Source organism: Paenibacillus sp. AR247, from assembly GCF_002968895.1.
GTDB classification, from domain to species: domain Bacteria; phylum Bacillota; class Bacilli; order Paenibacillales; family Paenibacillaceae; genus Paenibacillus_AQ; species Paenibacillus_AQ favisporus.
The window spans coordinates 141,531-151,391 of sequence record NZ_PCZT01000009.1 but is presented as its reverse complement, the minus strand read 5'-3'; the positions used below and the strand labels follow the sequence as shown (position 1 = coordinate 151,391).

Genomic DNA, 9,861 nt, shown 5'->3' with positions numbered 1-9,861 from the left:
ATTCGCTTGAATGGTATCAATCCTTCTCGGATTTGATGTTCAATATAAGAATGACGATATCGGAATATACGTTTGGAGCGCGGTCCAGGATTAATTCTTACCAGATCTGATAACAGGTCATCCAATGGAAAAATAAACATGGAAGGAAAAGCTGTTCCTATGATCGGATTCGAGACTTATCAAATCGATAAGCTCTATCGCTTTCTTCGTGCAAAAGGCGTTCCGGTCACACCCATCCGCAATGAAAACATTGGCCGCTTCTTTGGGTTTATTGACCCAGATGGACATATGTATTCTGTCCTGAGAGTTAATCATTAAAGCCGGCCTGCGCACAAAAGCCCGATTAACTTCATGTTAGTCCGGCTTTTTTTTACTGTCCTCCCCTGCTTCTTCAAAGCACCTATGGTCGACAACTTTTTATTCATTTGGGGTGGAACCCCATTTTTCTCCCCATTGGCGCATTTGAAAAAGTACTTCCCTATACTCTCTGCCTTTTTCCGTCAAAGAGTACTCGACGCTAATAGGATTTGTTGGGTAAACCTGACGATTTACGATTTTATAATGTTCTAAATGCCGCAAAATATCGGTTAAAGATTTGATGCTGATGGTGCTCAAATTTCGGCGCAGCTGATTAAAGCGCTGAGGACCATAATACAATTGAGAGATTACCAGGAACGCCCATTTGCTGCCTATCACTTGTAATGCTTCGTTAACCGCGGATAGGCATTTTTGTTCATCACTTGGGTTCAAGCAATCACTTCCTCACAATTTACTTACTATTCGTAAGTATAACTCAACAAAGTGTCTCCTTACAAAGAAATCATATATGATTTACACTTTCAATTAGTTATTCCATTACCTTGAAGGAGGAAGCATATGGCTACACTTCAGAAGACGATTTTGGTTTTAGGAGCCACAGGCCAGCAAGGGGGTGCAGCAGCGTCACATCTGCTTGCTGATGGCTGGCAGGTGCGTGCTTTCACCCGTGATCCTTCAAGTAAGGTAGCCCAAACCCTTGCTCAAGCGGGTGCTCAATTGTTCCGGGGGGATTTGGGAGATCGCGTTTCACTGGATGCTGCCATGCAAGGAGTGCACGGGGTCTTCAGTGTTCAACCACCTACGTGGGAGCCAAGCGATGCAAGAACGGCCGAAGAAATTACGTTGGGGTAAAAATGCAGCCGATGCGGCGAATGATGCCGGGGTTCAGCATTTCGTTTATTCATCGAATAGCGGTGCTGACGTACAGTCCCGCTTTCGTTATTTTGCCAAGTGGGAAATTGAACAATACATTAAGACGCTTGGTCTTCCTGCAACGATCTTGCGCCCGTCGGGATTTATGGAAAGTTACGCCAGTCCGTTTTATGGTATTCAGCACGGGACATTGGCTGAAGCCACCAACCCGGACGTGCCTGTATATTGCATAGCTGTGGATGACATCGGTGCATTCGTCAAGCTGGCCTTCAAACATCCCGGCGAATTTCTGGGCAAGACGATCGAAATCGCAGGTGACGCGCGGACTCCACCTAGCATTGCGTCAGCCATCACTCGTGCGACAGGCCGCCCGATAAGCTATGTCCAAATTCCTATAGAAACGATACGTCAGCACAACGAAACCTTGGCGCGGATCTATGAATGGTTAAACGGAGACGGCTACGAAGTCGATTTTCCTACATTGCGCAGCCTACACCCTGGTCTTATGGATTTTGACACTTGGCTGGAGAAGAAAGGGAAAGCGATGTTCGAAGTGCTTTTTCAAACGAACCAAACAATTAAAGTTTATCATCTTGAAGTCTAACAGCCGCATTTAACGGAACGGGACGGCGTCCTGCCCCATCAACGGTGAACGCTCTAACAATTTCCTGACAATCCAGCCATCGTCCCAAGTTCCTTCCTTCAGATGCCTGCATGCATTCTCAATCAGCCCCGCCCACCACATCGGCGTGATCAGTTCCCACTCCTCAGGCTCAAGAGGTGATACTTCATCATATCCATAAATAACCTCGTCGTACTTTCCCCGCCATGAAAGAGCAAAGTCGCCTACTCGATGATCCCAGTGAGCAAGCTCAAAATCGAGTATGCCGGAGAGCTTCCCATCCTGGAAACGCAGGTTCCAGGGTGTAAAATCCCCGTGGATCACGATCCCGGGTCTGGAATGAAGTTTCAGCTCCTCCACCCGCCTGCGGGCACGCTCCAAATGCCACCGCAGAATTCGTATTTCCTCAGGGCGCTGCTTTTCATTTCGTGACAGCAATCGATCTAGCTCGGAGTCAAATAGAATCTCTTCGCACCGCCGCCAATCCTTGCGCTGACCGATCCCACTGAGTTTGCCAAGGTCAGAGTGAAACTGGGCCATAAGCCGCCCCCTTGCACGCTGTTCGACCGCCCGATTGTCCACAGATGGCGGTTCACCGTAAAGATAAGGGAACAAACCCCAGATATACCCATCCATCTCGAACGGCCCTTCAATAACAGCTGCCACAGGCCATCCAAGCTCGGCTATGCTTTTAAGCAATTTCACCTCATAATCAATCTCATCCAAATGAGTTTCTTTGTACCAGCGCCGTAATACAAGGTGGTCGTTCTTGAAATTTATCAGCCAGTGCTGGTTGAGTCTCCCACCCAATGGAGAGGCCTCTTTGATATGAAACTGTTCAAAAAGCTTATCCAATGGCAGCGCCAAATCCGCACGATCGCTCACTTCTACTCCCCCTTCTATCGGATGTCATCCTACATGACATTCCGCTAGCCGAATATTTTGAATACTGAAAGCAAATAATGTGGGTTAAGAATAGGCTTGCAGAAAAAATTGGCAGGTGAACAGGTTGCAGCACATTATCTTCATTTGTGTCGATACGTTAATGAGCCAGTCGATTGATAAAGGAATCGAGCAAAATAAACTTCCAACTTTTCAGTTCTTGATGGAACATGGTCAATACTATAGGAATGTCGTTACCTCATTTCCGACGATGTCCGTGTCGATTGACTGCACGCTGCTGACGGGAACGTATCCGGATGAACATCGTGTACCGGGACTGGTCTGGTACTCAACACAAGACAAGAAAGTCATTAATTATGGCAGTGGGTTTTGGGAAATCTACAAGAACGGAATCAACCAATATTTGAATGATGCCTTAATCCGTATGAACGGCGACCACTTGAATCCGCAAATACCGACCATTTTTGAAGAATTGAACCGTATGGGGCTACAATCGGGGTCCGTTAATGGCTTGATCTATCGGGGAAGCGCGGATCACCAGCTGAATTTCCTTTTTGGCTTCATATGCCGACAGCGTTACCTAAAAATGTCACGGTCAAAGGTCCGGATTTGTTTGCCTATGGAGCATTCTCAAATCCGCTGAAAAGCGTGAAAAGTTTGCCGGTGAGCCCCATCGGTAAGTTCGGCTTTAACAATGAATATGCGCTCCAAATGGTGACGCATCTCATTCAAAACGGGCAATTGCCCGATTTTCTATATGTCTATTTCCCCGATCTGGACCAAAAAATACATAAAAAAGGTCCGTCGGATTTGGATGGCGTGATCCGCACCGATCACCAATTAAAGACCTTGCTGCAGGCATTTGGTTCACCGGAAGAGGCTCTGGAAAAAGCCGTAATCATCATCATGGGGGATAACGGAATGGCTCACGTCCACCCGAAAAATCGCCAACCGGTAATTGATTTAGGGCAAATCTTGAACGGGTACCGCATTTTACGGCAGGGAGGCGCCGTCACGAACCAGACCGAGCTTATTCTTGCCATCAATGATAGAATGGCTTATCTGTACAAGCTAACCTCACAATATTCTTTTGAGCAAATATCAGAGGTATTGAAGGCTGACCCGAGAATTGATATATTGGCTTGGAAAGATGATGATTGGATTCGCGTTGTTCGATCAGGATCATCCAAGAAATTTGCCTATCGGTCACAAGGAGACACGGTTGATCCCTATCATCAACCATGGACATTGGCCGAAGATCCCGAAGTGCTTGATTTACAAATCAATACCCAAAAGAATACGGTGGACTATGGACATTATCCCGATGTTCTCCGGCGATTGTCCGCTGCCTTACATTCACATCATGGGGAGTACATGGTCGTAACCGCAAAGCCGGGATATGAATTGAAGTACGGCAGTTCACCCACCCATATAGGAGGCGCAGGGCACGGGGGCATAAGTCAAGCGGAGTCGCTTGTTCCTCTAATGATTGCCGGTACAGACCATAAACCGGAGTCACTGCGGGTCGTCGATTTAAAATCTTATTTTCTTCAAATTTTAAAGGGTTGAGCTGATTATAATATTGCTCTCCACCAGGGTGACTGTTCTGATTTCATAGAGACATGATCAAAAATAGCGATAGCCGGGCTATACATGTCCCGGTTTTTTTACGTTCTTGTTTCTTGGTCTCTCCAACCCTTGAGGAGATGCAGGTGAAAGGTTATAATTTGATTACCATTTTTTAGAAAGCGGTGAGAAGATGGAGATTACCATTGAGCTGGTACGCCGATTAATCGACAGCCAATTTCCGGAATGGGCGAATTTAGAGATAAAGCCTGTAGAAAAAAGCGGCCACGATAACCGTACCTTCCGGCTGGGCAGTGAAATGACCGTCCGTTTACCAAGTCATGAACGCTACGCCTCGGCTGTTGAAAAAGAACTGACCTGGCTTCCCGTTTTCAAGCCGCTTCTTTCCGTCCCCATTCCGGTTCCGGTTGCAAAAGGAGCGCCCACGGACGAATATGTTCTTCCCTGGTCCGTTAACCGTTGGATTGACGGCGACACGGTCACGCATAACAAAATATCCGATCACAACCAATTTGCCGAAGACCTCGCCCGTTTTTTACAAGAGTTGGAGGCGATCGACGCAAGCCGCGGCGTCCCGGCAGGGGTCCAGAACTTTCATCGAGGGGGAAATCTTGCGGTATATGATGATGATACAAGAACGATCATCGAAAAGCTATCCGGTCAATACGATCACAAGCTGCTAACGGAAATATGGGAGCTTGCCCTTGCGACAACATACCAATCAGAGCCGCTATGGCTGCATGGTGATGTTGCCGTAGGCAATTTGCTGGTGAGGGATGGACGACTGTGCGGCGTTATTGATTTTGGAACGATGGGCGTAGGCGATCCTTCGAGCGACCTTGTGATGGCCTGGAACTTTTTTGATGAAGCCAGCCGCGACCTATTCCTGAAACGGATGGATTTTGATGAGGACACCATTCATCGTGCTCGCGGCTGGGCCCTATGGAAAGGGCTCATCACCTATGATTGGAATGAAAAGGGCTCGGAAGCTGCGGATTGGGGAAAGCATGTGGTGGACACCATTATCCAGGACTACAAGCGGCTATAAGAATGGAACCTATATGCCTCTAGCCACGCCCTTCTATCCATATGATACGTTCCCCAACGATTCATTTTAACCAAACAAGTTCTTGTCTTTCGAAAAAGACGACAACTTGTTTTTTGTTAAATAAATAGTTCCACGAACTACACGGCATGAATAGGGGAATTAGCAAGTACTTCCCCTGCCGTTTCTATAAAAGATTCTATGATTGGTGAAAGCCACTTGTCTTTATGCCAAGACATCTGGGTATACACGTGCAGATCCGGGATTTCCCATGGAAGAGCAACAAGGTCGCCCCGTTCAACTTCAGCTTCCGTTACGATTTCAGGAAGAAAGGCAATACCGATTCCCGAAACGGCGCATTGTTTAATAGCTTCAGCACTTTGAAACTCTAGATACGTAATACTATCTATACCCTCTTTCTCAAATGACCGGTCGAACATGGTTCTGTAAGGACAACCCTTTTCATTCGTCAGGAAGACTTCTCCGTGAAAATCTTCCAGCTGCAGCAGGTTTCTTTTTGCGAGAGGATGGTCGGGAGCAGCAAAAAGGCGGAACGTCTCTTCCACCAACGGTTCCACGGCAAGTCCGCTCGAGCGAATGGGCTCGTCCAGCATAAAGACGACGTCGGCAGTTCCCTCAAATAGTGCTTGCTTGAGCTCTAGATTTGGAACGGAGCGGAAGATCAGACGAACCCCCGGATGCTGCGAGCGAAATCGTTGAAAGACAGCTGGGAGCCGATAGGCGCATACGACCTCATTGGCACTGATCGTCAGGGTGCCGGTTAAATCTTCATTGTCATGAACGGCGCCGCGAGCTTCGTCCAGCTTGTCCAGAACACCTTGAATGTGAGTTAAAAAGCGTTTCCCCGCCGTCGTGAGAACAAGCTGCCTGCCCAAGCGGTCAAAGAGGCGAACTCCAAGCTCATCTTCCAATGCTTTTATTTGCATCGTGACGTTGGAAGGGACGTAGTTTAGCACTTCCGCAGCCCGACTGAAATTCAATGTGGATGCAACCGTACGGAACGTATTCAGCTGGCGCAATTCCATCACATGCTCCCCTTTCATATTCAAAAATATTGAACACTGCTTTGAATTCTATTCACTTTTATTGAGAGTAACACAGAACTATACTGACAACAAGCAATACAATCTATTGGTTTCATTTTGAAAGGAGCAAACGATATGATGGATTATGAAATTTTTGATTTGGGTGACGTAACCTTGCAATCGGGAGTAACGTTACCGAGCGCATTTCTCGCTTATAAGACTTATGGCCAATTGAATGAGAAAAAAGATAATGTCATCGTCTATCCAACGGCTTTTGGCGACCAGCACGTTCAGAATGAATGGTTGATTGGGAACGGCATGGCATTGGATCCGCAGAAATATTTCATTATCGTTCCGAATCTATTGGGCAACGGATTATCTTCCTCTCCTAGCAACACGCCACCTCCATTCGACCGGGCGAATTTTCCGCAGGTAACCATCTATGACAACGTTACATTCCAGCATCGGCTGGTGACCGAAAAATTCGGCATTCAGAAGATCGCCCTCGTTGTCGGTTGGTCCATGGGAGGTATTCAAGCCTTCCAATGGGGAGCAAGCTATCCCGACATGGTGGAACGAATGGCGCCTATTGCCGGTATGGCCAAGACTTGGCCGCAAACGTATTTGGTCCTGAAGGGAATGAAGGCTCCGCTCATGGCTGCCGCCCGCTTCGATTCAAGTAAGCTAAACCAGTTGACTTCCGCTGACATGCGCGCCGTTGGCCATGTTTATGCGGGATGGGGGTTATCGCAGGCGTTTTACAGAGAGGGGCTTTATCGGGAGATGGGATTTGACTCAGTGGCAGATTTTATGGCCGGCGTGTGGGAGGATAGCTTTATGAAAATGGATCCGCACAATGTCCTGGCCATGTTACGGACGGGAATACATGCAGATATTAGTGCGAACCCCACCTATAACGGGGATTTCGAGAAGGCGCTCAGAAGCATTCAAGCGCACGCCTACGTCATGCCGGGGAGCACGGATCTTTTCTGCCCGGCGGACGACAACAAATACGAGGCTGAGCTTATGCCGCATGCCGTCTTTAAACCGATCGAGTCGATCTGGGGCCATTTTGCCGGCCGCGGAATCAACCCTGCCGATAATCAATTTATTGATGACAACTTAAAACACTTGTTGGCAATGAGTACAAATGAATAGATTATTAAATTCATGACGCCTCATCGAACAAACCCTTGTGAGAGTAACAACAGCAGCCGATCCGTTGGATCGGCTGCTGTTGTGTTATGCTGCGCTATAGTTTCCGTTCGTTGAACGAGCTGCCATTGGAGTTTTCTGAATAGATACCGTCAAGAAACTCGATGGAGACGCGTTCTGCTTCGTTCCTTGGCACAATTTCCGAACCTTGGCGTAGACGCTGATACATCTTAATCGTATTTTTTAGCGCATGATAGCAGCTTTTAAAGCTATGGATAGGGATCGTTCCTTGTAATTCCTCCATTTCCTTGACGGCATACTTTTCGAGCTTTCGAACTCCTCTCGGGGAACGACCGTTGCGGATGAGTACCAATGGTCCTAACACTGTATTCCGCATAAATGTTATCGTATCGATCACTTCAAATAATTCGCCTCTACCTAATTTTGCAGCACAGTAATGAACCCATACCCAGAAGCGATCTTCGATCCATTGAGGCTTAGGGGAGGGAAAAGATGCACTTGTATTATTGAGTATTGTTGAAATTCCACTCCCCCTCTCCCAAAGAATCAGTGGGTTCTCGACCCGGGATTCGAGCTCTTCCAAATGAACAAATTTTAAATCGACATGGAGAGGGGCTGGTCCATATAAACAAATAAGCAATCGAGGTTCCCCAACATGCTCGCCTGTGAATGCAGACATTAAATGACCAAGCCTTTCGGCAAATTGGATGCGCTGTTCCATGATCTCTTTTTGAAAAGCATCGTCGTAGACGATAATTAAATCCAGATCACTATACTCATCCATTTCTCCATACATCATAGATCCGCCTGCGAGCAGGCCCATAAAACGTTGATCTTTGCTTACATGTTCAATCGCTTGTTTAATGAATCGATCGTGTAAAGGTAACTTCATGCCAAGCACCCCTTAATTAGTGACCCATAAAATGGGTATTATTACAAAATAACATTTGCAAAGATTGATCGTCAACTGTATGCCGTTTCTGGGATCTGTTTTGCATTCTTATATTAACTACAGATTTCAACAGCGTTCGTAAAATTAGACTTGTATCTTCCAAAAACAAAAGGCTGCAAAAATGCAGGGCTGAGTTAAAGGGGATTACTCTACCATCCCCGTTAATTTCGACTCTTTCAGGTAATATTATGGCTCATGGATGCGGCAACCCATCCGCCGCTGATTGTATACACCCTAACCTCCAATTTCCGATTATGTTTTTCTCCCCCTCCCTTCCTTCTTTTTTTCATTTCATATAAAATGAATTAGCACTATGTAAGCAAATACATAGTTTCGCTTTACGGAAACTATACGTTCGGCATTTTTTCCACAACAAGAAAGGATGACTTGCATTGAATGTGAACACTTCGTCCGTGCTCCATAACCGCTCATTTTTGCACCTATGGATCGCGCGGATTTTCTCGGCCAGCGCTTTTCAAATTTTGTCAGTCGTCATTGGTTGGCAGATGTACGCACTGACAGACAGCGCCTTTCAGCTCGGCTTTGTCGGGCTGGCCCAGTTCCTGCCTATGCTGCTGCTGACGCTGCCGGCCGGGCAGACGGCTGACCGCTATGATCGCCGTACCATCGTTTATATTTGCCAACTCATAGAGTGCGTTGTCGTCGTCTTTCTCGTCATCAGTAGCATTGAGGGCTGGATCACCTCTGTCCATTTGTTGATCGCCGCTGCCATTCTCGGCGCTTGCCGTACCTTCGAAGGCCCGGCTTCTGCCGCCCTCGTGCCGGATATCGTCGACCGCGAGCAGCTGCCGCAGGCAGCAGCCTGGTCCGCCTCGGGGATGCAAACGGCGATGATCGTCGGCCCGTCGCTCGGAGGCGTACTCGTGATCTGGGGCATCTCTACGGCCTACATCACAACGCTGGTCGCGCTCCTAATATCCGTCGTGTTGATTTTCTTCGTGAAGACCGTTCATTTCGTTAAAAAGCTGGATGCCGTCGGGATCGACACCTTTTTCAGCGGTCTGCGGTTCGTATTTGCCCGTAAAATCATCCTGGGCACCATCTCGCTCGATCTGTTCGCCGTTCTGCTCGGAGGCGCGACGGCATTGCTGCCCANCTTTGCCGCGAAATCCTGAAGACCGGTCCGACCGGTCTCGGCCTGCTTCGCGCAGCGCCAGCAGTCGGCGCGATCGTTGTTTCGCTGATTCTCACGCGAATTTCGATTGAGAAAGCCATTGGCAAAACGCTGTTTGCCTCGCTCGTGGTGTTCGCCTTGGCGACCATCCTGTTTGGCATTTCCCGCAGCATCTGGCTTTCGCTCTTGGCGTTGTTTCTCACC

General features: G+C 47.7%; 12 protein-coding genes. 8 read left to right on the top strand and 4 right to left on the bottom strand.

Annotated elements, in window-relative coordinates; genetic code table 11:
- Positions 1-72 precede the first annotated feature (72 nt).
- Positions 73-318, top strand: a complete 246-nt coding sequence (locus CPT76_RS36570) for a VOC family protein (protein WP_374954629.1) — start codon at positions 73-75, stop codon at positions 316-318.
- Positions 319-417: 99 nt separating this feature from the next.
- On the opposite strand, the gene CPT76_RS08525 is transcribed toward CPT76_RS36570, so the two are convergent.
- The gene (locus CPT76_RS08525; RefSeq protein ID WP_105442613.1) at positions 418-750 is read right to left on the bottom strand and encodes a winged helix-turn-helix transcriptional regulator; all 333 of its coding nucleotides are present in this window, start codon (positions 748-750) and stop codon (positions 418-420) included.
- 126 nt (positions 751-876) lie between these two features.
- On the opposite strand from CPT76_RS08525, the gene CPT76_RS39200 reads away from it, so the two are divergent.
- Together CPT76_RS39200 and CPT76_RS08520 are read left to right on the top strand one after the other, a co-directional pair.
- Positions 877-1,170: an NmrA family NAD(P)-binding protein gene (locus CPT76_RS39200; protein WP_258168210.1), complete on the top strand. Its 294-nt coding sequence runs from the start codon at positions 877-879 to the stop codon at positions 1,168-1,170.
- A complete protein-coding gene (locus tag CPT76_RS08520) occupies positions 1,136-1,795 on the top strand; it encodes an NmrA family NAD(P)-binding protein (RefSeq protein WP_258168209.1) in 660 nt (219 codons plus the stop codon). The genes CPT76_RS39200 and CPT76_RS08520 overlap by 35 nt, the downstream gene beginning before the upstream one ends.
- Before the next feature lie 9 nt (positions 1,796-1,804).
- Here CPT76_RS08520 and CPT76_RS08515 read toward each other — a convergent pair whose 3' ends face one another.
- A complete protein-coding gene (locus CPT76_RS08515; protein WP_181152743.1) occupies positions 1,805-2,698 on the bottom strand; it encodes a phosphotransferase enzyme family protein in 894 nt (297 codons plus the stop codon).
- 124 nt (positions 2,699-2,822) lie between these two features.
- Between CPT76_RS08515 and CPT76_RS08510 the strand changes: the two genes are divergently transcribed.
- From CPT76_RS08510 to CPT76_RS08500, 3 genes are all read left to right on the top strand, one after another.
- A complete protein-coding gene (locus CPT76_RS08510; protein WP_105442611.1) occupies positions 2,823-3,359 on the top strand; it encodes an alkaline phosphatase family protein in 537 nt (178 codons plus the stop codon).
- Positions 3,326-4,285: an alkaline phosphatase family protein gene (locus CPT76_RS08505; RefSeq protein WP_181152742.1), complete on the top strand. Its 960-nt coding sequence runs from the start codon at positions 3,326-3,328 to the stop codon at positions 4,283-4,285. The genes CPT76_RS08510 and CPT76_RS08505 overlap by 34 nt, the downstream gene beginning before the upstream one ends.
- 190 nt (positions 4,286-4,475) lie before the next feature.
- The gene (locus CPT76_RS08500) at positions 4,476-5,351 is read left to right on the top strand and encodes an aminoglycoside phosphotransferase family protein (RefSeq protein ID WP_105442609.1); all 876 of its coding nucleotides are present in this window, start codon (positions 4,476-4,478) and stop codon (positions 5,349-5,351) included.
- 137 nt (positions 5,352-5,488) lie between these two features.
- On the opposite strand, the gene CPT76_RS08495 is transcribed toward CPT76_RS08500, so the two are convergent.
- Positions 5,489-6,394, bottom strand: coding sequence for a LysR family transcriptional regulator (locus CPT76_RS08495; RefSeq protein WP_105442608.1), 906 nt, complete (start codon positions 6,392-6,394; stop codon positions 5,489-5,491).
- A gap of 138 nt (positions 6,395-6,532) precedes the next feature.
- On the opposite strand from CPT76_RS08495, the gene CPT76_RS08490 reads away from it, so the two are divergent.
- Positions 6,533-7,552, top strand: coding sequence for an alpha/beta fold hydrolase (locus tag CPT76_RS08490; protein WP_105444012.1), 1,020 nt, complete (start codon positions 6,533-6,535; stop codon positions 7,550-7,552).
- Positions 7,553-7,646: 94 nt separating this feature from the next.
- Here CPT76_RS08490 and CPT76_RS08485 read toward each other — a convergent pair whose 3' ends face one another.
- The gene (locus tag CPT76_RS08485) at positions 7,647-8,462 is read right to left on the bottom strand and encodes a nucleotidyltransferase family protein (protein WP_105442607.1); all 816 of its coding nucleotides are present in this window, start codon (positions 8,460-8,462) and stop codon (positions 7,647-7,649) included.
- A 458-nt stretch (positions 8,463-8,920) separates the two neighbouring features.
- Here CPT76_RS08485 and CPT76_RS08480 point away from each other — a divergent pair, with 458 nt between their 5' ends.
- A complete protein-coding gene (locus CPT76_RS08480) occupies positions 8,921-9,658 on the top strand; it encodes an MFS transporter (RefSeq protein ID WP_258168606.1) in 738 nt (245 codons plus the stop codon).
- The last annotated feature ends 203 nt before the right edge of the window (positions 9,659-9,861 follow it).

Bases quoted from the DNA above. Each gene is read 5' to 3' on its own strand.
- CPT76_RS08495 (WP_105442608.1), bottom strand. From the start codon at position 6,394: ATGGAATTGCGCCAGCTGAATACGTTCCGTACGGTTGCATCCACATTG.
- CPT76_RS08520 (WP_258168209.1), top strand. From the start codon at position 1,136: ATGCAAGAACGGCCGAAGAAATTACGTTGGGGTAAAAATGCAGCCGAT.
- CPT76_RS08490 (WP_105444012.1), top strand. From the start codon at position 6,533: ATGGATTATGAAATTTTTGATTTGGGTGACGTAACCTTGCAATCGGGA.
- CPT76_RS08500 (WP_105442609.1), top strand. From the start codon at position 4,476: ATGGAGATTACCATTGAGCTGGTACGCCGATTAATCGACAGCCAATTT.
- CPT76_RS39200 (WP_258168210.1), top strand. From the start codon at position 877: ATGGCTACACTTCAGAAGACGATTTTGGTTTTAGGAGCCACAGGCCAG.
- CPT76_RS08485 (WP_105442607.1), bottom strand. From the start codon at position 8,462: ATGAAGTTACCTTTACACGATCGATTCATTAAACAAGCGATTGAACAT.